24 protein-coding genes and 2 pseudogenes are annotated in these 22105 nt (G+C 69.8%); 13 read left to right on the forward strand and 13 right to left on the reverse strand.

What is annotated here, in order from left to right; all coding sequences use genetic code 11:
• The first annotated feature begins 51 nt into the window (after positions 1 to 51).
• The gene (locus tag ABEE00_RS24395) at positions 52 to 765 is read left to right on the forward strand and encodes an MSMEG_1061 family FMN-dependent PPOX-type flavoprotein (RefSeq protein ID WP_345747791.1); all 714 of its coding nucleotides are present in this window, start codon (positions 52 to 54) and stop codon (positions 763 to 765) included.
• Positions 766 to 814: 49 nt separating this feature from the next.
• On the opposite strand, the gene ABEE00_RS24400 is transcribed toward ABEE00_RS24395, so the two are convergent.
• The 3 genes from ABEE00_RS24400 to ABEE00_RS24410 form a co-directional block, all read right to left on the reverse strand.
• Positions 815 to 1750 (reverse strand): hypothetical protein, encoded by a 936-nt coding sequence (locus tag ABEE00_RS24400; RefSeq protein ID WP_345747792.1) that lies wholly within the window; start codon positions 1748 to 1750, stop codon positions 815 to 817.
• A gap of 20 nt (positions 1751 to 1770) precedes the next feature.
• Positions 1771 to 2697 (reverse strand): SAM-dependent methyltransferase, encoded by a 927-nt coding sequence (locus ABEE00_RS24405; protein WP_345747793.1) that lies wholly within the window; start codon positions 2695 to 2697, stop codon positions 1771 to 1773.
• 403 nt (positions 2698 to 3100) lie between these two features.
• Complete coding sequence (locus ABEE00_RS24410) at positions 3101 to 4129, reverse strand: polyprenyl synthetase family protein (protein ID WP_345747794.1); 1029 nt, start codon at positions 4127 to 4129, stop codon at positions 3101 to 3103.
• A gap of 363 nt (positions 4130 to 4492) precedes the next feature.
• Between ABEE00_RS24410 and ABEE00_RS35870 the strand changes: the two are divergent.
• Both ABEE00_RS35870 and ABEE00_RS24420 read left to right on the forward strand, forming a co-directional pair.
• A pseudogene (locus ABEE00_RS35870) lies at positions 4493 to 5380 on the forward strand (Vgb family protein); the annotation flags it as partial.
• Positions 5381 to 5693: 313 nt separating this feature from the next.
• The gene (locus ABEE00_RS24420; RefSeq protein ID WP_345747795.1) at positions 5694 to 6347 is read left to right on the forward strand and encodes a YceI family protein; all 654 of its coding nucleotides are present in this window, start codon (positions 5694 to 5696) and stop codon (positions 6345 to 6347) included.
• Positions 6348 to 6391: 44 nt separating this feature from the next.
• Here the strand turns inward: ABEE00_RS24420 and ABEE00_RS24425 are convergent, their stop codons facing one another.
• Positions 6392 to 7285, reverse strand: coding sequence for a helix-turn-helix transcriptional regulator (locus tag ABEE00_RS24425; protein WP_345747796.1), 894 nt, complete (start codon positions 7283 to 7285; stop codon positions 6392 to 6394).
• Between the two features lie 187 nt (positions 7286 to 7472).
• On the opposite strand from ABEE00_RS24425, the gene ABEE00_RS24430 reads away from it, so the two are divergent.
• Positions 7473 to 7679 carry a tautomerase family protein gene (locus ABEE00_RS24430; RefSeq protein ID WP_345747797.1) on the forward strand — a complete coding sequence of 69 codons (207 nt, stop codon included), beginning with the start codon at positions 7473 to 7475 and terminating at the stop codon, positions 7677 to 7679.
• 16 nt (positions 7680 to 7695) lie between these two features.
• On the opposite strand, the gene ABEE00_RS24435 is transcribed toward ABEE00_RS24430, so the two are convergent.
• Positions 7696 to 8139 (reverse strand): nuclear transport factor 2 family protein, encoded by a 444-nt coding sequence (locus ABEE00_RS24435; RefSeq protein WP_345747798.1) that lies wholly within the window; start codon positions 8137 to 8139, stop codon positions 7696 to 7698.
• A gap of 151 nt (positions 8140 to 8290) precedes the next feature.
• Here ABEE00_RS24435 and ABEE00_RS24440 point away from each other — a divergent pair, with 151 nt between their 5' ends.
• A complete protein-coding gene (locus ABEE00_RS24440; protein ID WP_345747799.1) occupies positions 8291 to 8866 on the forward strand; it encodes a PadR family transcriptional regulator in 576 nt (191 codons plus the stop codon).
• Positions 8867 to 9167: 301 nt separating this feature from the next.
• Here ABEE00_RS24440 and ABEE00_RS24445 read toward each other — a convergent pair whose 3' ends face one another.
• Positions 9168 to 9914: an SDR family oxidoreductase gene (locus tag ABEE00_RS24445; protein ID WP_345747800.1), complete on the reverse strand. Its 747-nt coding sequence runs from the start codon at positions 9912 to 9914 to the stop codon at positions 9168 to 9170.
• Positions 9915 to 10005: 91 nt separating this feature from the next.
• Here ABEE00_RS24445 and ABEE00_RS24450 point away from each other — a divergent pair, with 91 nt between their 5' ends.
• Both ABEE00_RS24450 and ABEE00_RS24455 read left to right on the forward strand, forming a co-directional pair.
• Entirely contained in the window at positions 10006 to 10614 is a 609-nt protein-coding gene (locus ABEE00_RS24450; RefSeq protein WP_345747801.1) for a TetR/AcrR family transcriptional regulator, read from the forward strand.
• Between the two features lie 466 nt (positions 10615 to 11080).
• Positions 11081 to 11701, forward strand: a complete 621-nt coding sequence (locus tag ABEE00_RS24455; protein WP_345747802.1) for a dihydrofolate reductase family protein — start codon at positions 11081 to 11083, stop codon at positions 11699 to 11701.
• A 138-nt stretch (positions 11702 to 11839) separates the two neighbouring features.
• On the opposite strand, the gene ABEE00_RS24460 is transcribed toward ABEE00_RS24455, so the two are convergent.
• Positions 11840 to 12274 (reverse strand): hypothetical protein, encoded by a 435-nt coding sequence (locus ABEE00_RS24460; RefSeq protein ID WP_345747803.1) that lies wholly within the window; start codon positions 12272 to 12274, stop codon positions 11840 to 11842.
• Positions 12275 to 12405: 131 nt separating this feature from the next.
• Between ABEE00_RS24460 and ABEE00_RS24465 the strand changes: the two genes are divergently transcribed.
• The 5 genes and pseudogenes from ABEE00_RS24465 (at position 12406) to ABEE00_RS24485 (ending at position 14721) form a co-directional block, all read left to right on the forward strand.
• Positions 12406 to 12897, forward strand: a complete 492-nt coding sequence (locus ABEE00_RS24465; RefSeq protein ID WP_345747804.1) for a hypothetical protein — start codon at positions 12406 to 12408, stop codon at positions 12895 to 12897.
• A gap of 222 nt (positions 12898 to 13119) precedes the next feature.
• Positions 13120 to 13560 carry a translationally-controlled tumor protein gene (locus tag ABEE00_RS24470; protein WP_345747805.1) on the forward strand — a complete coding sequence of 147 codons (441 nt, stop codon included), beginning with the start codon at positions 13120 to 13122 and terminating at the stop codon, positions 13558 to 13560.
• 24 nt (positions 13561 to 13584) lie between these two features.
• Positions 13585 to 13937, forward strand: a pseudogene (locus ABEE00_RS24475) (XRE family transcriptional regulator); the annotation flags it as partial.
• A gap of 26 nt (positions 13938 to 13963) precedes the next feature.
• Entirely contained in the window at positions 13964 to 14194 is a 231-nt protein-coding gene (locus ABEE00_RS24480) for a hypothetical protein (protein WP_345747806.1), read from the forward strand.
• A 347-nt stretch (positions 14195 to 14541) separates the two neighbouring features.
• Entirely contained in the window at positions 14542 to 14721 is a 180-nt protein-coding gene (locus ABEE00_RS24485) for a hypothetical protein (protein WP_345747807.1), read from the forward strand.
• A gap of 4 nt (positions 14722 to 14725) precedes the next feature.
• On the opposite strand, the gene ABEE00_RS24490 is transcribed toward ABEE00_RS24485, so the two are convergent.
• The 6 genes from ABEE00_RS24490 to ABEE00_RS24515 all read right to left on the reverse strand — a co-directional run bounded on the left by ABEE00_RS24490 (position 14726) and on the right by ABEE00_RS24515 (position 20676).
• Positions 14726 to 14935: a hypothetical protein gene (locus tag ABEE00_RS24490; protein ID WP_345747808.1), complete on the reverse strand. Its 210-nt coding sequence runs from the start codon at positions 14933 to 14935 to the stop codon at positions 14726 to 14728.
• A 514-nt stretch (positions 14936 to 15449) separates the two neighbouring features.
• The gene (locus tag ABEE00_RS24495; protein ID WP_345747809.1) at positions 15450 to 16178 is read right to left on the reverse strand and encodes an ATP-binding cassette domain-containing protein; all 729 of its coding nucleotides are present in this window, start codon (positions 16176 to 16178) and stop codon (positions 15450 to 15452) included.
• 18 nt (positions 16179 to 16196) lie between these two features.
• Positions 16197 to 16787: a hypothetical protein gene (locus tag ABEE00_RS24500; RefSeq protein WP_345747810.1), complete on the reverse strand. Its 591-nt coding sequence runs from the start codon at positions 16785 to 16787 to the stop codon at positions 16197 to 16199.
• Positions 16787 to 18127 (reverse strand): hypothetical protein, encoded by a 1341-nt coding sequence (locus ABEE00_RS24505; protein ID WP_345747811.1) that lies wholly within the window; start codon positions 18125 to 18127, stop codon positions 16787 to 16789. Before ABEE00_RS24505 ends, ABEE00_RS24500 begins: the two co-directional genes overlap by 1 nt.
• Before the next feature lie 90 nt (positions 18128 to 18217).
• Positions 18218 to 18706: a hypothetical protein gene (locus ABEE00_RS24510; protein ID WP_345747812.1), complete on the reverse strand. Its 489-nt coding sequence runs from the start codon at positions 18704 to 18706 to the stop codon at positions 18218 to 18220.
• Positions 18707 to 19029: 323 nt separating this feature from the next.
• Positions 19030 to 20676, reverse strand: a complete 1647-nt coding sequence (locus tag ABEE00_RS24515; protein ID WP_345747813.1) for a flavin monoamine oxidase family protein — start codon at positions 20674 to 20676, stop codon at positions 19030 to 19032.
• 542 nt (positions 20677 to 21218) lie between these two features.
• Between ABEE00_RS24515 and ABEE00_RS24520 the strand changes: the two genes are divergently transcribed.
• Complete coding sequence (locus tag ABEE00_RS24520; RefSeq protein ID WP_345747814.1) at positions 21219 to 21824, forward strand: dihydrofolate reductase family protein; 606 nt, start codon at positions 21219 to 21221, stop codon at positions 21822 to 21824.
• Positions 21825 to 22105 lie beyond the last annotated feature (281 nt).

A 22105-nucleotide genomic window follows, 5' to 3' on the forward strand; every position in this document is an offset into this window, starting at 1 on the left:
GCCTCCCCGCACGAAGCCCCACGAGTATTACGAGGGAAAGGACGGCACGTCATGAGCACAGCTCCCACCATCGACGCACCGGCCGGCACCGCGGCGGACACACCGACCGCCACCGCCGCCGACGCCTACACCCCGGTGACCATGGACCGCATCCGCGAGGTCATCGGATACCCGCCGCGCTTCATCGCGGAGAAGAAGGACTCCCGATTGGGCGAGTTCTCCATCCGGTTCATCGCCCACAGCCCCTTCTTCTGCATGGCCACCGTCGGCGCCGACGGGCAGCTCGACACCAGCCCCAAGGGCGACCCGCCCGGCTCCGTACGCATCCTCGACCCCTGGACGCTCGCCATACCCGACCGTCCTGGCAACAAGCTCGCCGACAGCTTCGAGAACATCACCCGCAACCCGGCGGTCGGGCTCGTCTTCTTCGTCCCCGGCGTGCGCGAGGTGATCCGGGTCAACGGCGACGCGTTCGTCACCGACGACCCGGAGCTGCTCGACATGCTCAGCGCGGACGGCAAACCGGCCGTGCTCGCGACGATCGTGCGCGTCCGCGAGGTGTTCGGGCAGTGCGGCAAGGCGGTCATCCGGGCAGGGCTGTGGGACGGCGACCCCCGCGGACTGGCGGAAGCCGTCCTGGTCAGCGGCGACTTCTACACCCTGTCGATCGCGGAGAACGCCGCGAAGATGGCCGACAGCCTCGGCCCCCTCGCCGACGGCCTGCACGAGGTCATCGACGACCACTACAAGAACGACCTGTACTGACACCGCCGCACGGTCCCCGCCGCCTCCGTCCTTACGTCGTCGAGGGCCTTTACGCCATCGAGGGTCCGTACGTCATCGAGGCTGGTGAACGGGGCGCGGGGCGCGCGCTGATGCGGTGCAGGCGCCGCAGGTACTGCTCGGCGCCGTGGTAGCGCGTGCTCGTCAGGCGGCGGTGGCCGCGCAGGTTGCCGTCCACGATGCCGGCCAGCAGGGCCACCAGGGGTGAGGGCCGGAGTGTGGCGAAGGTGTCGGTGAGGTGGTTGTAGCGGGTCACGGCGGCGTCGCAGGCCGCGGGTATCCCTCCCGCGGAGCGCGCGGCGTGGAAGAGGACGAAGTTGGAGGTGCGGCAGGCGCTCTCGGCGCCGGGTACGGACTCCTTCTTCCAGGAGGCCAGGTCGTTGGCCAGGTAGATCGCCTCGATGGCCTGGGAGACGAGCCCCTCGGCGCCGGAGAGGCGCAGCCCTCGCAGGAGCGCCCACAGGCCGATGTACGCGGGCCCGTGCACGCTGATCTGCCGCACGGCGCTGAACTGGCTCTCCGTCATCGTCGCCGGATCATGCTGGTCCTCGGTGTCGGCCGTCGCGCAGATGCGCGCGATGTCGGCCTCCAGCCGGGACGTGTCCAGCTGCCGGGCGTGGAGGTCGGCCAGCAGTCCGCGGTAGAGGCAGCCGAGTTCGCCGGCCGTGGTCGCGCTCCCCCTGCGCAACTGCTCGGTGAGCTGGGCGAGTTCGTCGGTCGACCCGTCGTCGGCATTGAAGAAGAAGACGAGGTATTTCCCCGCCGGCAGGCTCTCCTGCCATGTCGCGTCCGCCGGTCGGCACTCGATGGCGAAGACCGTCGCGGAAAAGGCCCGCTTGGCGTGCCAGTCGGCATCGCGCCGGCAGACACATCGCGCCTGTGTCCAATCGAGCAATGCCTGGGCGAGAACGTATTCCTGTGGCCGGGTCATGTGCGGCCGGTACGGTTCCAGAAGGTCGGCGGACATGGTGTGTGCTCCCTTCCCCATCACGCTTCCCCGCGCTGCGCGATGATGCTGTAGACCGACACGTGGTCTTTGCGCAGGGCGATGCTCCAGTTCTCGGCGTGCTTGCGGAGTTCCCGCATGACGGCAGGCGGGCGAGGCCCGAAGTGGCGGTCGATGTTGCCTCTGATGTGCGCCAGCCAGCGAATGGACTCCTCATTGCTGGGAAGCTTCCGCACATCCCGTACGGCCAGTCCGCTGGATTCCATGATTTCGGTGAGACCTTGAGGCGTCTTGCGATGGCCGCAGGCCAGCCGGTCCTCTTCGTCCGGGATGGCCGAGGTGTACTCCTGCAAGGGGACGTTGTAGAGGTTCTCGGAGATGACGACGGTGGCTCCCGGGTGCATCCGGGACGCGAGAGTGCCCAGGACGGCCTGGGTGACGGCCGGGCTGAAGTGGGTGATGACCCCGCGCGCCAGGACGAGGTCGTAGCCCTCCGGTACGTGGGGCAGCAGGTCGGCGTCCAGGGCGCTGCCGAGGTAGAGGCGTACGCGGTCGGACAGCCCGTGATCGTGCATGCGTCGGCTGGCGCACTCGGCCTGCGGGCGGCTGATGTTGATTCCGTCCAGTCGCATGCACGCCGGAAAGGACCGGGCCAGATGGACGAGAGAGATGCCCCACCCGAAGCCGATCTCCAGAATGTTCCGGACGTCACGTACGGGCCCCAAGGAGTCCGCGGCGAGTTCCAGTTGGCGTGCCAGATGGCGGCGGCCGACATCGTCGAGCGGTTCGGGCTGCGTGGCCCGTGCATCGTAGATTCCGAACTGGAACCACAATTCCGGGCCGATGATGTCCTGCCACATCTCCGGGGGATCGTCGTATATCCGCTCGATCCTCGGCTGATACGGGTCGGCGTGGAGAGGGTTGATCACGTGGATCGATTCCGTTCCGCCGCTCGGCGTCTCAAGCATGTGAACCCCTGTGGTTGTTGTCGTGCATTGCGGTTGCGCATGAACTCCTGGGTGTGGGTGCGCTGTTGGCGCTCCGAAAGAGCTGGGCGCTTCCCGCCGGGCCTTCGCGGCGTATGCCGCAGTCATAACGCGGGCCATAGGTGGCCACCTGCCTGTTGGGGCGCCAGTGCGGTCTGGATGAGGTGGGGCCTGATCGGGGCCCCGACCGGGGAGGGCCTCGGCGACGTACCCGGACGTACCCAGGGGCCCGTCTGCCGGGGTGTAGGGCCGGCGGTTCCCTCGTACTCCCTATGCCCCTGATGCCTGATCGGCACCAGCGCGCACCGCACCAGCGCGCGCCCGAGCGGCGCCACGGAGGCGGCTCACTCCGCGCCGCTCGCCGCTCCCGTACCGCACGCCCGGCTCACCGATCGCGGTGGGTGAGCACATGGGCCAGGGCCGTCAGGTGCTCGCGCCCGTGCGCGGTGGGCCGCGCCTCGTCGAGGGCCGTACGGGCACGGCGGAGGGCATCAGCGGCGTACCGCCGCGCGATGTCGACGCCGCCCGCCGCGTGGACAAGGCGGGCCGCGTGCGCGACGTCCGCCTCGCTCATCGGCCCCGACTGGCCGTAGAGGGCGGCCAGTTCGCGCCCCGAGGAGGTGTCGGCGGCCAGCGCGGCCAGGATGGGCAGGGACTTCTTACGGGAGGCCAGGTCGGAGCCCACGGGCTTGCCGGTCGCCGCCTCCTCTCCGTACAGGCCCAGGAGATCGTCGGCGATCTGGAAGGCCACTCCCAGCTCACGCCCGAAGGCGGCCAACTGCGCAGCCCGAAGCCGGTCCGCTCCCCCGGCCAGCGCGCCGAGGCGGCAGGCGCAGCCCATCAGCGCGCCCGTCTTCGCCCCCGCCATCGCCACGTACTCCTGGGGAGATACGCGGGCGCGCTGCTCGAACGCCACGTCCAGCGCCTCGCCCTCGACCAGTTCCACCACCGTCTCGGCGAGGAACCCGGCCGCCTCCCCCGAGGCGGAGGCGACGGCGGCCAGCGCGGTCGCCACCAGCGCGTCCCCGCACAGCACCCCGGCCGGCAGACCGAACGACGCCCACACGGCCGGGCGGTGGCGACGCGTGCGGTCGCCGTCGATGAGGTCGTCGTGCAAGAGGGAGAAGTCGTGCACGAGCTGCACCGCCGCCGCCTCCGTACGGGCCGCGTCGGCTGACGCGCCGACCGCCTCGGCCGCCGCGAAGCACAGCGCCGGGCGCACGGTCTTCCCGCACCCGGCCTGCGAGCGCGCGCCGTCGGCCTCCTGCCAGCCCAGGTGGTACGCGGCCACACCGCCCAGCGCCGAGAGGCGGAGGCTCACCTGCTCCTCCAACAGCGGCTGCACCCGCCGCCGTGCCCGCTCCAACACCTCGTGACCGGTGCGTTCCAGGGACTCCACTGCAGGCGCCGACATCCGACCTCACACCCTTCAGCCACCTCGCGTCGCGGGGCCATAGCGGGCAGGGCAACACTGTGACCGTGCTCTCCACGCCACGACGTGGCAAGTGCGCGCGGCAAGGCGCACTGGGGCACGGGCGAGGGAACCCCTTGGCATATGCGCCCCAACGAGCGCGGCTTTACGGGGAGTTGCCGCCCGTGTGCGAGCGCGGTTTCCGTCAGGGCAGCGCCGCGATGCCGCCGTCGGCGTTCGCACAGCAGCCCGTGCAACCGCGCACCCGCGCAGCCCGAATATCCACGAGCACGAGGACATGTGCCCGGCTAGCATCCGCAGGCGTATCCCCTCCCCCAGCCCGGCCCGCTGCCCGAGGAACCTCCCATGACGCGTCGCCCGACCGTTTCCCTCACGGAACTCCCCGTCTCCGACCGCGCGGCCGGGCCCTACGGAATCGCCGCCGGTCCTGACGGCGCGATGTGGTTCACGATGGTCCATCACGGACGGATCGGGAGGGTCACCTCCGACGGCGACATCGCCTCCTACCCGCTGGAATCGGCTTCCGGCGGGCCGTCGGTCATCGCGGCGGGGCCCGACGGCGCCCTGTGGTTCACCGAGTACCGCGGGCACCGCATCGGGCGCATCACCACCACGGGAGACACCGCCTCCTTCCCGCTGCCGACGCCGGACGCCGGGCCGTTCGGGATCGTGGCGGGCCCTGATGACGCGCTGTGGTTCACCGAAACCAACGCCGACCGCATCGGTCGCATCACGACCGACGGCCACGTCACCGAATTCCCCCTGCCCCTCTCGGGGGCCTTTCCTTCGGCCATCGCCGTCGGCCCGGACGAGCGCTTGTGGTTCACGATGAACCAGGCGAACGCGATCGGCGCCCTCGCCTGCGACGGCACCGTCAGCGTCCATCCGCTGCCCACACCCGCCGGCGCCCCGGTCGGCATCACCGCCGGCGCCGACGGCGCCCTGTGGTTCGTCGAGATCGGCGCCGGCCGGATCGGAAGGATCACCCCGGGCGGGACGATCGACGAATACGCCCTGCCCGACCCCGCGTCCCGCCCGCACGCCATCGCCGTCGGCGCCGACGGAAACTGCTGGTTCACCGAATGGGCCGCCAACCGCATCGGACGGATCACCCTTGACGGCCGCATCCACGAATACGACCTCCCCACCCCCTCCTCGGAACCGCACGGCATCGCCCAGGGCCCGGACGGCGCGCTGTGGACCGCTCTGGAGGTGGGAGCGCTCGCCCGTCTCGCCCCACACACGCCTGCGGCACATCAGGAAAGTGACAGCCGAAGAGCCGCGCGCACAGGGACAGGTGCAGCCCGACCCCGTACGACGGCGGGCGCGGGGACCCCGTACGACGACGGGCGCGGGTGAGGCGTGCGGCCCCGCGCCCGCGCCTTCGGGTTCGTACGCCCGCGGTGAAGGGCGGTGAAGCATCGTTGAATGACGGGCGGAGATTGTGCCGAACTGAACCGGCGATCGAGGAATGCGCAGGTCAGACGGTGTCCGGCCACTGAACGGGGCTTGCGGCGGGACCGTACTGACACGTAGGTAAGTGATCATGAACCTTTTCAAACGCAGCTCGCCCTCCCGGCGCGCGACGGAGGATGTGCCCGCTGCGGCCCGCGTCCCCGAACAGTCCCGCGGCCTCCACGCCGACCCGGGCCTCGCGGGGCTGACCGGCGAGTGGATGATCGACTCCGCGCACAGCCGGATCGGCTTCTCCGTGCGGCACGCCATGGTCACCACCGTGCGGGGCGCCTTCACGGAGTACGAGAGCAGGCTCTACTTCGACGGCCACGACCCCGCGCGCTCCCACGCCCGCATCGCGCTGGCCACCGCCAGCGTCGACTCCGGCGAGCCGCAGCGCGACGCCCACCTGACCGGCCGCGACTTCCTGGACGCCGCGCAGTACCCGCGCATGACCTTCGCCAGCACCGGTGTCGAACTCGCCGGCACGGACCTCTACCGCATGACCGGTGACCTCACGATCAGGGACGTCACCCGCCCCGTGCTGCTGGAGCTCACCTACATCGGCCACGTCACCGACGCCTTCGGCGACGAGCGGGTCGGCTTCGACGGCACCACCACCATCGACCGCTCCGACTGGGGCCTGAACTACAACGCGCGGCTGGCCCAGGGCGGCAGCATGGTGAGCGAGAAGGTCCGCCTCCAGTTCGACATCGCCGCCATCCGTACGCCGTCGATGAACTGACCCCCTGACGGGGCTGACGGCAGTGACGGCTGTGACGGCTCCCGTCAGCTCGGGCTGTCGGTGAGCTGTGTTCCGATCACCTTGAGCAGGTCCAGTTTCTCGGCGCTGTCCGTACCCAGGGCGGGGGTGAACCACAGCAGCCGCTGCCCGCCGTCCTCGCTGAGGAGGTGGAGGCAGTTGACCTCCAGCGTGCCGAGCGAGGGGTGATTGATGCGCTTGGTGTCGTCCCGGCGGACCCTCACCTCGTGCTGGGCCCACAGCGCCGCGAACTCGGGTGAGCGCTCGCCGAGTTCGGCGATCAGGCCGCGGACCTCGGGGTCCTTCGCGTCGCGGCGCGCCGCGGCGGCCCGCAGATCGGCGACGAACGCGCGGGACTGCGCGTCGTGGTCCTCCTCGGGATACAGGCCGCGCGCGCCCGCGTCCGTGAACCAGCGGTGGACGAAGCTCCTGTCCTTCCCGCGGAAGACCGAGTGGTCGCCGAGCAGGGCGACGGCCAGCGGATTCTGTACGAGGGTGACGTGCAGGTCCGTGATGACCTGCGCCGGGGTCGAGGTCAGCCGGGTGAGCAGGTCCGTCATGCCGGGGTGTACGTGCGTCGCGGGCCCGCCGTGCGCGGGCAGCGGGCGGTCGGCGAGGCGGTAGAGGTAGTCGCGCTCGTCCGAGGTCAGGCGCAGCGCGCGTGCCAGCGCCGCGAGCATCTGCTCCGAGGGCTGGGAGCCCGCGCCCCGTTCGAGCTCGGTGTAGTAGTCGACCGAGGCGCCGGCGAGCTGCGCCACCTCGTCGCGGCGCAGCCCCGGGACGCGGCGGCGCGGCCCTGCGACGAGACCGACGTGCTCGGGACGTATCCGCTCACGGCGCGAGCGCAGGAACGCGCCGAGTTCCCCATATTTCGCAGAAGCGGTGTGTTTCGCAGAAGCGGTGTATCTCGTAGAGCCCACGCGCCCAGTCTGCGCGATGGCCGTCCGCCGACGGGCGGCCGACAGGGGGGATGAGATCCCCTGGTACGCAGGCCGAAAGCGCCGCAGCGTTGAGGGCATGCAGGCCGTGCCCGCGCCGGATCACACCGCGTCATCGGCTCGTACACACCCGTCGACCACCCGAAAAGCCACCGCAAAGGAAGACCTCATGCCCTTCGCCAACCTCAAGGTCCCCGCCGACACGCTCACCGCCGAGTCCAAGAAGAAGCTGCAGGACGCGGTGACCGACGCCTTCGCCGAGGTGTACGGGGAGCGCGCCCGCTCCACCACCCTCGTACTCCTCGAAGAGGTCGCCGACGGCGGCTGGAGCCTGGGCGGAACGATCCTCAACGCGCAGATGCTGGGCCGCAGTTGAGCACGCCGCCCGGCCGTCACGCTCCGGACCGCTGAGCCTCCTCGGTCTCCCCGGTCTCCACTGTCTCGGCGGCCTCCGCGGCCTCGGCTGCGATCCGGTCGAACTGGGCGCCCATCGCCTCGGCGAGCGCCGTGGCCGCGGACAGGGGGCGGACCATGACGGTGAAGTCGTCGATCTTCCCCACCTCGTCGAAGTGGAGGAAGTCGCAGCCCTGGATCTGCCGCCCGTCCACCGTGGCCGTGAAGACGAGGGCGTGGTCGCGGCCGTCGGGGTTCGCGATCTCGCGGAGGTAGGCGAAGTCCTCGAAGACCCGCATCACGCCGCGCAGGATCGCCGCGGTGATCGCCTTGCCCGGGTACGGCTTGAACGCGACGGGGCTGGTGAAGACGACGTTCTCGGCGAGGAGGTCCTCGATGGCGGCCTCGTCGCGGTTCTCGACGGCCTGGCGGAAGGGATGCACGACATCACCTGTAGTCAATTAGTTGATTAGGTGCATCGGAGGCTAGGTTCACGCTGCGCGGACTGTCCACCCCCTCGCGCACGGAGAAGGGCGCGAGGAGAGTCGCAACAGTCACATCGATGACTAATCAACGAGGCGATACGGTGCGGCCATGGCACTGCGCAACGCTGTGATGGCCGCGCTCCTCGAAGGAGAGGCGTCCGGATACGACCTGGCCAAGAGCTTCGACGCCTCCGTCGCGAACTTCTGGATGGCCACCCCGCAGCAGCTCTACCGTGAACTCGAGCGCATGGAGCGCGAGGGCCTCATCGCCGCCCGGGTCGTCGAGCAGGAGCGCCGGCCGAACAAGCGGCTCTTCTCGCTCACCGAGGCCGGCAGGGAAACGGTGCGCACCTACGTCGCCGAACCACCGGGCAAGCCGACGACGATCCGCGACGAGCTCCTGGTCAAGGTGCAGTGCGCGGACGTCGGCGACCTCGCGGCCGTACGGGCGGCGATCGCCGAGCGCAGGGAGTGGGCCGCCGCCAAACTCGCACGGTACGAACGCCTCAAGGAGCGCCTCCTCGACGGCCGTACGGAGGACGAGCACTGCGCACAGGCCGAACGGGTCGGGCCGTACCTGACGTTGCTGCGCGGCATGGCCTTCGAGCGCGAGAACCTCCAGTGGGGCGAGACGGCCCTGCGCATCCTCGACCAGCGCGCCGCCGCGGCCAGCGCAGACCGCTGAGACCACGCAGCCCGCGGTCAGGAACGCGCCGCACCACACACGTAATCCGCCGGCGACCGCCCTCCCGCACGCCCCCTCGCCGTACGAGGCCGTCTCACCGGCGACCTCAGCGTTTCGGCTTCCTTGCCGGCGAACCCCGTCGTACGAGGTGACTTCGGGGGCCCTGGGCTGCCCCGCCAGGTTGGGGCGGTTTTGCGCTCCGTGTCCAACCTGGCCGTGTTGCGGGGGTGTTGGTTTCGGCCGGGCGGACTGTCGCGGGCGACGTCTCGCCCGCGACAGTCCGGGACTCCGCGTAGCCCGGTCAGAACTGGTTCTCACCGCCGTTGACGTGCAGGGTGGTGCCGAGCATGAAGCTGCTGTCCGCGGAGGCGAGGAAGGCCACGGCGGCGGCGACCTCCTCCGGGCGTCCCCTGCGGCCGACCGGGACCCCCGCCGCGAGTTGTGCCTTGACGGCGTCCGTGTCTCCCTCGCCAATGGCGATGTCGACTCCGGGGGTGTCGATCGCGCCCGGGGCAACAGTGTTGACCCGGATGCCCCTGCCCTTCAGCTCGTTGGCCCAGGTCCGCGCGAGGGACCGGACCGCGGCCTTCGACGCCGCGTACAGGCCGAAGCCCTCCCGGCCGTCGTCGGCGCGGATGGAGTCGTTGAAGATCACCGAGGCGCCGTCGTTGAGCAGCGGCAGCGCCTTCTGCACGGTGCCTAGTACGCCCCGGACATTGATGTCGAAGATCTGGTCGAACTGTTCCCCGGTGGCCTCTTCCAGCGGTCCGAGCGTGGCCATGCCCGCGTTGGCGAAGAGCACGTCCAGGCCCCGGCCACGCTCACGAATCGCCCCGTACAGCCGGTCCAGGTCGCCCGGCTCGGCTATGTCACCCGGCACCGCGGTGACGGAGTCACCGATCGTCTCGACGGCCTCGTCGAGCGCGTCCTTGCGCCGGCCGGTGATGAACACATGGGCGCCCTCGGACGCCAGCCGCGCCGCGGCGGCCAGGCCGATTCCGCTGCTTCCGCCGGTGACAACGGCGGTCTTGCCTTCCAGCTGTCCCACTGCTTGAACTCCTCAAATTTAGATACCGATCGGTGCAGAACTGAACCGTAGCACTTCCGCACCGATCGGTATCGAGAGGTAGGGTGAAGCCGTGGAGATCAGCCGGAAAGCGCCTCTCGGCCGACCGCGAGGCTTCGACGCCGACGAGGCCCTGGAGCGGGCGATGAGGGTCTTCTGGGAGCAGGGGTACGAAGGCGCCAGCCTGACCGACCTGACCCAGGCCATGGGCATCACCCGCAAGAGCATGTACGCGGCCTTCGGCAACAAGGAGGAGCTGTTCCGCAAGGCCCTGGAGCGCTACACCGAAGGCCCCGCCGCCTATGCGGCCCGCGCACTGGAGGAACCGAGTGCCCGCCAGGTGGCCACGGCCTTCCTCGCCGGCTCGGTCAACGCGACCACCCGCCCCGGCTGCCCCGCCGGGTGCCTCGGCGTACAGGGCTCGCTGGCCGCCGGCGACTCCGGCCGGGCGGCCCAGGACGCCCTGATCGCCTGGCGCGACGACGGCCGCGCCCGCCTCCGTAACCGCTTCCAGCAGGCCGTCGACGAGGGCGACCTGCCGCCCGACGCGGATCCGGAACAGCTCGCCCGGTACGTCATGACGGTGGCGAACGGCATCGCCGTCCAGGCCGCCGGCGGCGCCACCCGCCCCGAACTCCAGCGGGTGGCCGACGCGGCACTGCGGAACTGGCCGCCCGTCTGACAGCAGGTGCCCGCGGGAGCGTGCCGCGCCGCCCCGAGCGAGGAGCCGCTCACCGGCCGAGCACGTAGACGTAAGATCTCCCAACACCGCGCCCAGGAACCATGCCGCTGGACTTCCTCGCACAGTCGAATGGTCTGGCTGCTGGGCTGCTCACCTACTTCGCTCAGGGCGATGACGAGGGCGCCGATGGCGTCCAGGCCCCTGCTTCGGATCAGCTCCCGCCCATGTGGCGCCGGATGAGCGAGCCGTTGGGGGGCGAACACCGACGACACCACAGCCTGACCGCCCACCGTGCGCAGCGCCGGGAAGCCGCGGCCCGACTGCGCGTCGTCGGGGGCGGCGTCCGGGCCGTGCGATGAGTTCTGCGATGAGTTCACGGGCCCGAAACGGTCTGTTTCGGTGACGAACGGCTCCAGCGATCCGCCGCGAGGGCGACGGAGGGCCGGCCACGAGGGAGGGCGGCACAGTGACCGAACATGTGGGCAAGGTGACCTGCGACCTCTCGATCTCCGTCGACGGGTACGCGGCCGGCCTCAACCAGACCGAGCAGCGCCCGTTCGGCGACGACGGCGGCGATGGCTGGGGCGACAGGCTGCACGCCTGGATGTTCGAGAGCCCGCAGCAGCGGCAGGCCCAGCTCGACCGGCTGGCGGCGGTCGGCGCCTTCATCATGGGGCGCAACATGTTCGGCCCCGTACGCGGCGCCTGGGACCGGCAGTGGAAGGGCTGGTGGGGCGAGAAGCCCCCGTACCACGCGCCGGTCTTCGTCCTCACCCACCATCCACGCGAACCGCAGCCGATGGACGGCGGCACCACGTTCTCCTTCGTCACCGACGGCATCGAGTCCGCGCTGCGACAGGCTCGCGAGGCGGCCGCAGGCCGCGAGGTGTCGGTGCACGGGGGCGCGACCACCGTCAATCAGTACCTGGCCGCAGGCCTGATGGACGAACTGCGCCTCCACATCGTCCCGTTCACGCTCGGCGCGGGTACGCGGCTCTTCGACGGCGTGCCGTCGCTGAACCTCCAGCAGATGGAATCGCGAGCGGCGACCTCGGTCACCCACGTGACCTACCGCGTACTGCCCTGAAAGACGCCCACCACCGCACCACGGACTTCAGCACAGATCGAGCGCTATGCGGCAGTCCTGCCCGCCCAAAGTGCAAGGCGCCCGAAGGGCCAGACCTTCCGCAAGCCCTCCACTCTGGAGCTGGAGGCTGAGGAACTGTCAATTTCCGGGCGCCAACGGACCGCACGGCCATCTCCGCGTAGGAGGCCGGCTCCCACGAGCGGCCGGAACGGTCGATGAAGCGGCCAGACGATCCACGGCCGGTGCGTTCGGCAGTACGCGGCGCCCCTGAAGCTGGCCGCCAGCATCCAGATCGCTTAGCTCAGCAACCGCCGCCTGGCGTCCGCGCTCGTACGCCTCCATCAGCGCGCGAGCCACAGCTCCGTCGGCATCCCGCTCCAGCACCGCTGTGATCTCCTCGACGGCGGCACGCAGATGACCCGCCGACCTCGCCTTGATCGTCGCCCACGCCGGCGCCTCCAGACCCTGCGCAATCGCCTCCCGTAGCTGCTCGATCAGCACCAGCTCCGCGTCCTCGTAAAGAGTGCGCGTTGCGGCAGCGAGATCCGCGATCAGTGCGGGTGAAAATGCCACGGCAACCTCCCTGTACAAGTGGCCTGTTGCAGCCAGTCGCCTGCGCCGCAGATCAGCCACATGCGTCTTACGTGACGGAGAGGAGGCCCGGTTACCGTGCTGATCGATACGGTCGAGCAGGCATGCCGCGCATGGGCAACATTGAGGGGGGAGCAGCGGTGGCACAGCTACAGCATCAGCAGGACATGGACGTATTCGTCGAGTTTTCCGGCTTCTCGCTTCAGGAGTCCGATGAGGATTTTCTGGATGAGGAGTATCCGGACGGGCGGCGGGACGGTGCGGGAATGCTGACCGCGCATGTCTGCCGTGTCGATGTGAAGAGCGAGGGTCATACTCACACCGCACCCCTGACGGCGGAGGTGTGGGACGCCGAGCCGCCGGCGGATACCAGCACGGAGTGGGAGGCGCAGGAAGAAGCCGAGTTGTACTCGCCCTCCGGGGAGCTTGCCGTGTGGAGTTACGGCGGGGCGATGGAGGAGTACCTGTATCTCGGCGCGGAAAAGATGCGCTGGAGTATCCGGGTCCACTGCACAGGCCGGTCGCGCGTGAAGGCCCTGACCGATCACGGAGTGCCGCACGGCGCCGAGCGCTATCTGGTCCAGTTCTGGCCCGCTGATGCGTGACGAGCAGGCGTTGGGAGAGGGACGGCGAGTCGCCCCTCCCCCAACGGTGCACCTCTTGGGACGCGGCAACGACAGAGGGCCGAAGCGGCGCGCGGCCGCACAACCCGTCGCATCAGGGGTCATTAACGGTACGTCATGACACAATTGCGAAGAGTTGCGAACCATTGCGCTAGCACGCCGCCGGGCCGGTAACGCGGCTCCGAGTGCCGAGAGGAACACAGAGTGATCTCCTACAGGGACATCGTCAGTAACGACATCATGTTCAGCGACGAGTTTCCGCTGAGACTCGTCGACGACGTCGTCTTCGAGGTCGCCTGCCCGCCGGACGTGGACGGCCACGATTCCGCGGATAGTGTCGTCCACCGATTCGGGCTGGAGCCGGTCACGTTCGACAAGAGGAGCTACCTGTCACACCTCAAGCACTACATGGGGGCGGTGAAGATCTTTCTTGCGGCGTCGGGTGCAGGCCAGGACGAAGTCACGGCATTCGAGAAGGGTGCCTCGGCGTACGCAAAGCAGATCTCCGCCAACTTCAAGAACTACGCCTTCTATACCGGCATGAGCAAGAACCCGGACGGTTTGGTGGGCCTTAAGGCCTACCGCGCAGACGGCAGCACCTACTTCACCTTCTGGAGGCACGGGCTGAAAGAACAACGGACCTAGGTTCCGGTAGCCGGAGCAAGGACGGCCGGGACCACGGCTGCACGTCGTGGCAACACCGGTACCGCATGGGGATGGTGGGGCAAGGCTCGGCCAAGGCGCAGCAACTGCCCATCGGCTACTACCACCCGGTGACCTCCTTCTTCCGGGCCATCGTGGGGGCGCACGCGGTCACGGTGGCGGTCGAACTGCACGCGGTCGGGCAATCGGTGCGGCAGGCCGCGGCGGCGGACGCTGCCACCATCCCCTCCCGTCCACCGCGGGCCCGGCACCGCATCGAGGAGGTTCGTGGCTGCCAGCTCGATGGGCCACCGGAGGCGGCGCTGGCCACGCTGAACAAGGCGTTCGAGGCGGCGCCCGAGGCGATGCGCGTCAACGGTAGCCGAGGCGGATCCTGCTGGGCCGGATGTACGCCGGTACCAGGGACACCGCCAAGGGCGAGGAGAGCTGGTCCCCTCCGCTCGGCGTTACCTCCGTAACCCAGCCCGCGGGGATCGGCCGAGACACCATGCGCGTACCCGCCTACCTCGCCGCCCGGATGCTGATCCGCCTCGGCTCCGGGAGCGGCGCGCTCATCCGGGGCCCGTACGCCCACCGGGACACCTGGCTGGTCCCGCCCGGCGTCACCCTGGCGTGAGAGCTCCCCTCGTACTGCGGCGTGCCACTGCTGGGCAAGGCGACCTGCCTGGACATCCCGCCGCTCGCGCGCACCCGCACCCGCCATCTGCACTGGGCTCGGCCGTGGAGTGCCCAAGGGGGTCTCATCGACCCGGAGTTGCTGCACGAGCCGTGGAGGACGCGCTGCAGACCACTGCGGACAAGAGGGCAGCACGGTGACCGGATCCGAGCCCCCGGTGCGCCGTGCCCTGGAGCTGGAGCCCGATGGGCGCGAATGGGACGCCGTACGGGTCTCGTGCCGGGCAGGGCAGAAGCTCTGCGCACGGTTGGGGGAGAGCTGCGGCGCCGTGGTGACGGACGGCAGGCATGCCTTCTTCTTCCTTCTTCGTCCCCAGCGGGAGCTGGCAGCACTTGGAGGGCAGCGAACGCGCCGACGTGCACTCCGTGGACGAGTGGCTCTCGATCCCTCTGCCCCATCGCACATGCGGCCCCGGGGCGCACTGGCTGCTCTCTCCCGCCACCGCCGGCCTGATCACCAGCGGTTGAGGGTCTATGCGACGGCCCACGCGCAGGAGGACAGGGTGCTGATCACGGAGCCCGGCTCCCAGGGCAGCGGCCTGCGCGCCCCCACCGGGAACATGTGCTTCTTCTGATCGACCGGATCCACCTTCGGCGGACTGAAGTACTCGACCGCTCGCCAATACCGCAGAATCTGCGCCTGCCGCTGCCGTTCCGCCTGCGACGGCTCGACGACCCCCACTCAGCCCCCCTGAGATCGTTGATCTCCAAGCACGCTAGCAGGATGCGGAGAGCCTTGCCCCGGGGCTACCCGGCTCTTGCGTGATCCGCTACGAATGGCTCGACCGCCAGAGTCTGTCTCATGGACATCGACCACTACCAGGATCCACATCCAGGTCTCCGAGGTGTTCGACTGACCGCCACACGCTGGGTTGTTCACCGAGGCGGCGGCCGGTCTCCACAGGAACGGACTGCCCGCCATGGGAGCCAGGGACCTGCGGAGGATTGCGCGCCGGCTACTCCAACGCTTCAAGAGCACCGGTCGCAAGGGCGCGCGCCACCGGGCCGTACACGGCCATTCGCGACCGCTCCCCGAACGCTCGTACGTGCCCACTTCACAGGGCTGACGCACGGTGATCTGAGCAGTCAACAGCTCCACATACGCCGGCCTCCCTCCCCCGTGGCTGCGGCACACCGTGTGCCGCCGTGTGAACGCCCACACCAACCGCAGAGGTCCCCTCGAGGAGCCGGTTTGTCTATCCGGTGGCGAGTTCGGCGTAGGCCGCCTCTGCCATGCGGCCCTCCGCCGTACCCTGCGGGGCGTGTTCGAGGAACCCACGGGTGTTTCCGGTGTAGGCGATGCGGCCCTGGTCCAGCACCGTCACCTGGTCGGCGTCCTCCGCCAGGTCGACCACATCGTGAGTGGACAGCAGCACCTGGACCTGGCCGGTCAGGGTGTTGAGCAGGTCGCGGAAGATGCGGCGCTGCCGGGAGTCCATGCCCGCGGTCGGCTCGTCCAACAGCAGCGCGCGGGCGCCGTGGACGAGCGCGGAGGCGACGCCCACGCGGCGCAGCTGTCCCCCGGAGAGTTTCCGGGTCTTGGTGCCGGCTTGCTGGGAGAGGTCGACGCGGGCCAGGGCGCGGGAGGCTTCCCTCCAGGCGTCCTGGCGGGACATTCCCTTGAGCCAGCCGCTGTAGGCGACCTGTTCGCGGGCGGTGAGGGCGGCCATCGCGGTGATGTGCTGCGGCATCCACGCCACCCCCGCCCGGTATGCCCGTGTGCCGGAGGCGTGCCCGTCGAGGGTGACGGTTCCCGAATCCGGCTGATTCACCCCGGCGGCGAGCTTCAACAGCGTTGACTTTCCCGCTCCATTGGGGCCGAGGAGGATGGTCAGGCCCTCGCCCATCTGGTAGCTGAGGTGTTCCAGAACCGGCCGGGAGCGGCGGTTGTACGTGTAGGAGACGGAGTTGAGTTCCAGCGTCACGACGGTTTCCCTTGTGCGTCAGGTGCGGGTGCGGTGCGATGCGGTCAGCACGGCGGCGAGTCCGGCGGCGAAGGCCAGCGCGGCGCCGGTGAGGGCGTAGGGGTCGGCCGAGCCCCGTGCGAGGACGGTCCAGAAATACGGGTGCATGCTCGGCCCGTACCCGAAGAGGATCACCAGGAGGATCCAGCCGATCGGCACCAGCGCCGCCACCTGGGACACCACCGCCCGTGCGCACAGCATCAGTCCGGTGAGGAAGGCGGTGTTACGGCCCATCACCAGTGCCTCGTCACCGCTTCCCGCGGCCCACAGCGCAAGGCCGGTCATGGCGGCGGCGATGACCACAGCCGCGGCCAGGGCGACGTCCAGGAGATGCACGGGGCGCAGGGAGGTGTCCTCGGCGGCGTGCAGGCGCGAGTCCAGCGATTTCAGCAGTGCCCCGCACAGCGCGACGGGAGCGAACATGGCGAAGGACACGGGCGCGGTCGCCCCGCTGAGGAACGAGGGCAGGACGATCTCGTGCCCGACGGTGAAGGCCGCCAGCAGGAAGAACAGCGCGTATCCCAGGGCGAGAGTGGTGTGGATCTCGCGTGCTTTGAACCACCAGCGCATCAGGACCTCCCGGTACGCAGCCGGCCGGTGCGCATCTGGCCGCGGAACCACGCGGCCTGGGCATCTTCGGACTCGTTCAGAACGGCACTGACACGGCGGTCGATCGTCCGGCGCATCTTCCCGGCCCTGCCGGAATAGGCGCCGAGTGCTTCCCCCTGATCGGCCCGCTCCGCGCGGTCGGCTCCGACGACCTTCGCGGCCCACAAGCGTGCGCTGTAGAGCGCTGTGGCCTGGTTCGGGGAGCGGGTCTCCTCGTCCGGGTAGTGGAACTTCACGGCCTCATGCAGCGCCTCGAACCGCAGGGTGCCCGCCTGCTGCGACTCCGTCAGCGGCATCCGCAACCTGCCGCGGCGGTGGTCCTCCTGTCCGCCGAAGCGGCCGTCGCCGAGCGTGTCACGTATCTCCTGCGGCTTCCGGGCAGGTACGCCCGCCTTCTCCAGCTTGGAGAAGACGTCCCGGATCTGGTGGCGCGCGGATGCGCGCTCAGCCGCGGAGGACTCCGGCATGCACACGCGCGGTGTCGTGCCCGAGCACTGCATGGAGACCTGGCCGTGGGCGAGCCTCGGGCTGTGGTCCCAGTCCTTGACGATCGTGTAGGCGCCCGCGAACCCGGCTGCCGCAACCGCCGCGGCGGCGACGCGGGCGCCGATGCGCCACGCTCGTCCCCCGCCTTGCCGCGGCAGCCACAGCAGGGCAAGGCCCGCCGCGAGACAGGAGGCGGGGAGGAGGTGGGCGAGCAGGGTGGGGAGGGTGTAGCGCTCCCCGTACATCATCGACGGCAGCATGCCGGAGATATGGCGCGGCCAGTACGGGATGTAGGTGACGGACCAGCCGATGACGTAGAAGACGCCTGCGGCCAGCACCGGGGCGGCGATCAGGCGGGTGAAGCGCATACCGGCTGCGAAGCCGATGGCCGCCCACGCAGCGGAGAGGATCATGCCAAGACCCAGCATCGGGGCCAGCCCCCAGATGGGCCACACGCTCTTGTGCACCAGCACCATGGCGGAGGGCACCAGGAACAGCGACCAGGACACCAGGACGGGCGGTATGAGCGCGTCGAAGGCGATGCAGTAGCGGGAGCGCGCGGGGACGGACTGCCACACCCCCGCGTCCTTGAGACGTCCCGACTCCCACACGCCCAGGCAGGCCGCGATGGCGTAGGCGAGGACGAACATGTATTCCGTCACGTGGGACACCAGGTTCGGGGCATCGGCCAACGGCTCGGCACTGGCGTCGAGTTCGACCTGAATCCCGCCGAAATAGTAGAAGACCGTCAGGGCCAGGGCAAGGGGGCCGGCCCACGGCAGACAGCTCGCGCGCAGCCGCGAGGAGAGTTTCATCGAGCGCTTCCGTTTCACAGGGCGGAGAAAAGGGACCGGGGCGCCCCGCTTGTCTCGTGGGGCGCCCCGGATGCAATGGGGAGCGGAGCGCTACTTCTTGGTCTTGATGTTGACCGTCTTCACACTCAGCTTCGTGTAACGGGTGTGCTCCGTGTCATTGATCTTCGCGATGCGGAAGTAGTAGGTGCCCTTGTCCAACTTGTGGGAGGTCAGGTAACTGTGACTGCCCTTGCTGTTGAAGCAGCCGGTGAACCGCTTCTGGTTGGGGGTGGGGTCCGGGCGCAGCGGCACGTCGCGCTTGAGCTGCACGTGGGTACTCTTGCCCTTGGCTCCGGCGACTGTGCAGCCGGTGAACTTGATCTGGTTGTACTTGGAGTCCGACCACCGCGTGTTCGACTCGAACCCGGACCCGACTCCGGCCAGGTGGCTGGTGAGGCCCGAGGCGGCCTTCTGGCTGACGGCCGTGGGGACGTCCGGGCCGGTGTGCGGCTCGGCGGCCGTCGCGGCGGGACCGGCGGCCATGATGGCGGCGACGGCCAGGCCCGATGCGGCGGCGGCGCGGCGCTTGACGATGCTCATGTATTTTTTCCTGTGCCGTAGTGCAAACGCGGCAAAGGGCGCCCCTGGCTTTGGGATAGGCGGGGCGCCCTTCTTCGTGCGCCCGGGCTCGAAGGTGAGCGCGGGCGGGGTTCATTAGAACCGCCTAAGAAAGTACGGACCAAACCACACAGGGATCTTGTGGTTCAGGTCACCTCATGGAAAACATGCAGGTCACGGTCCTACAAAAAGGACGGCCGCGTGTACAACCCCCGCCCCCTGGTGTGCGTCCGAAGGGCACCACTGTCGTTCGACGCGAAACCGGCGGCCGGCGAGTGCGGACGGTGCCGATCCCGGCAAGCGGATCAGTCCGGAGTGTGGGTCAGACGCCAGGAGTCCGGCGCCCGGCGGACGAGTCGGCGGACCCGGTGTCGCTTCGGGTGGGTGAGCACCTCCACGACCCACTCCACGGACATCAGGGCGCCCTCTTGCCAGCTCGGCAGCGGCGAGAGCTGGCAGCCGATGGCGTGGAAGCGGCCCTCCGGGTAGAGCAGGGCCCCGTAGGCCTGCTTGTCCTCCTCATCCTCGGCCCTCCACTCGGCCCAGCCGCCCGCCTGGTGGGGCACCTTGTGCCAGGCGACGGACATGCCCCGCTCCTCGGGCATGACCCGCCGGTCGTGGAACTCCGGGTGGATGCGGGCGCCGGCCTCCCGCGCGCAGCGCAGCCGCTCGGCATGGCTGCGGTCGCCAAAACGGGCAGCCCTCTTGCCGTAGTTGTAGGCGCCGATCAGCGCGCCCTTGTCCGAGAAGTAGCCGTGGCTGGGATACCAGATCTGCATGATCTCGTGGTCCAGCCAGCTGATGCCGCCGTAGATGTCGTACGTATCGGCCTCCCAGAACCGGCTGTTGGCCTGCCAGCCGAGCTTGCAGGCGGGGGCGTAGCGGCAGTGCCGTACGGCCTCGACGTACGGCCGGGAGAAGCCCTCGAGTTCGAGGGCGGCGAGCCGTGGCAGCGGAATGCTGCTGAGACAGTGGTCGAACCGCCCGGAGCGGGGCCGGCCGTCCTCGCTCCAGGCCAGGTGGACGGCGCCGTCCAGCAGCCGGACGCCGGTGACCGGCGCGCTGTAGCTGATCACACCGTCACCGAGGGCGCCCACCAGGCGTTTGATGATCATGTCCATGCCGCCGACCGGCTGGAACAGGGGGCCTTGCCTGTCGTAGCCGAGCGGCCAGTAGAACCTGTTGTGCCAGTGCTGCCCCTCCACCAGCTCGCCGAGCGACAGCGGCGCGGCGGGCTCGTGCATCTGATGGACGCTCAGCGGCTTACTCAGACCGGCACGGGTGGATCCCTCGTACCGCGAAGTGACCTCATCGAGGTCGCCGAAGGCGCGGAGCAGGTCCAGCATCTCCCGCCGTTGCCCGCGATCGAGCCCGTCGCTGTGCCGCCCTCCCTCGCGGACCCGCTCGGCGGCGAGTTCGGCGATGCGGCCGCGGGTGTCGTGGGTGATGCGGCGCTGTGCGACAGACCTGCCGTCGAAGGCACGGGGCGTGTGGTAGCAGGTCGCGGAGTTCTCCAGGATGTACGGCTCCAGTGCGACGCCGAGCCGCCGGCACAGGTGGAGCACTCGTCGGTGGTGATGGGGAATCCGGCCCGGGCCGAGATTGAGGTAGATCCCCTCCTCGAGCCGGCACCGTTGCGTGCGGGGCCTGCCGTCATCCCAGACCTCGGTCACCTCATCGCCCCCGCGGACGGTGAGGCTGCGCCCGCCGGGGCGGGGCAGGGCCTCCAGGATCCGTACGTCGTACCCGGCATCGCGCAGCTCCAGGGCGGCCGCCAGCCCGGAAAGGCCGGCACCGAGGATCGCGACGCGCTGCCCGTTGCGGGGCCGCCGCCGAGGACGGTGGGCTGCCACAGGTGCGGCAGCGGCCGGGATGGCGCCGGTCATGGCCTGCGCGAGCACGGCGGCGCTCGCCGTGCGCAGGACGGTGCGACGGGAGGCGATCTGCTCCATGGCGTGCGCTCCTCGGCTGGATCCATCGGAGGTCTGCGTGGCGCTACACGGTTACCACCGCGGATGTTGGGGAACGGGGCGGCGCTGCCCGTGTTGTCACATGGGCAGGGGAGGTTCACCCGCGCGCGAGTGCGGACGGGTGTGCGGGACCGGCGCGGGGCGGAGTTTCACTGTCCTGAGGCGCACGGCCGATCAGCGGTGGGCCGATCGGGTAGGCAGCCACCTCGGGTATGGCCGACTCGGCGCATGCGACTCAGCCTTTGCCCGGCTGACGTTCTACCAGTTGAGTGCTGTGGTGCGGCTTGCCGCACGGCAGCACTGCGGCCCCTGGCGCTTTCGGCGAGGGGGATTCGCCCGTCGTGCCCTCGGCGAGCGCGACCATAATCTCGCCCCGCCGCGCCGCACTGGAGGCCGGCGCCGCTCCTGGACGAGAGGGTCGGCTGCGGCGTCATGGGTTTCCTCGCTACCCCACAGCGCGGCCGATGAGTTCGTGGCTCCCGGTCGGTCCAAGCTCGTGGCACCCCTAGGGAAGGAGGCCCGTCATGTCGGAGCTTCTCGTCGACTTCATCACCTCCCTCGACGGCTACGCATCGGGAGAGGGATGGCCCGGATTCTGGGGCCTGGAGGGTCCGGAGTACCTCGCGTGGCTCGGCGAGCAGCCCGAAGTCACCTACCTGATGGGAGCGAACACCTACCGCCTGATGTCGGGCTTCGCCGCCGGCGAGGTCCCCAAGGGCCAAGACGAGTTCCGGGCCGAGGAAGAGGCGTCCGTCGACGGGCTCACGAGGGCGTCCAAGGTGGTGTTCTCCTCCTCCCTCGATGAGCCACTGACGTGGGCCAACTCCACGCTCGTCCGCGACGACGCCGTCGAGGCGGTCCGCGCCATGAAGTCGAGCGGCTCGGGGCTCCTCAGCACGATCGGCAGCCTCAGCCTGTGCCGGTCCCTGCTACGAGCCGGACTCGTCGACCGCTTCCGGGTCGGGATATTCCCGGTGATCACCGGGGCCACGGGCGAAGAACGCATCTACGACGGCTATCCGGACGTCGCCCTCGAGATGATCGACCACCGCACCTTCGACGGCCGCATCCAAGTGGTCGAGTACAGGCCCCGCGTGCTCGAGCACCCGCCGCTCGGCGCTCCTGCGTGACACCGCGCCGCCCCCGGTGAGCCGTGACGTGCCGTCCGGGGCGGTCCACGCGCTGTACTGCAACGGCGCCGATAGCGAGGTCGCCCGGCACCGTTCGAGATGTCGCTGCCGCGGCGGAACGAGTCGGCGGCGCGGCACCGCTGAGCGGTCGAGCCGGACAGGAACGTGATCGAGATCGGGCGCCGGGGATGGACGAGCGCGTCACGCCCCCCGCACGTCCGGGCGGCCCGCCCACCTCGTAAGGAAGCGGGGGACGCCCGGACGCCGGTCCCTCCGGGTGG

The sequence above is a fragment of the Streptomyces odontomachicola genome (assembly GCF_039605595.1).
Classification (GTDB): domain Bacteria; phylum Actinomycetota; class Actinomycetes; order Streptomycetales; family Streptomycetaceae; genus Streptomyces.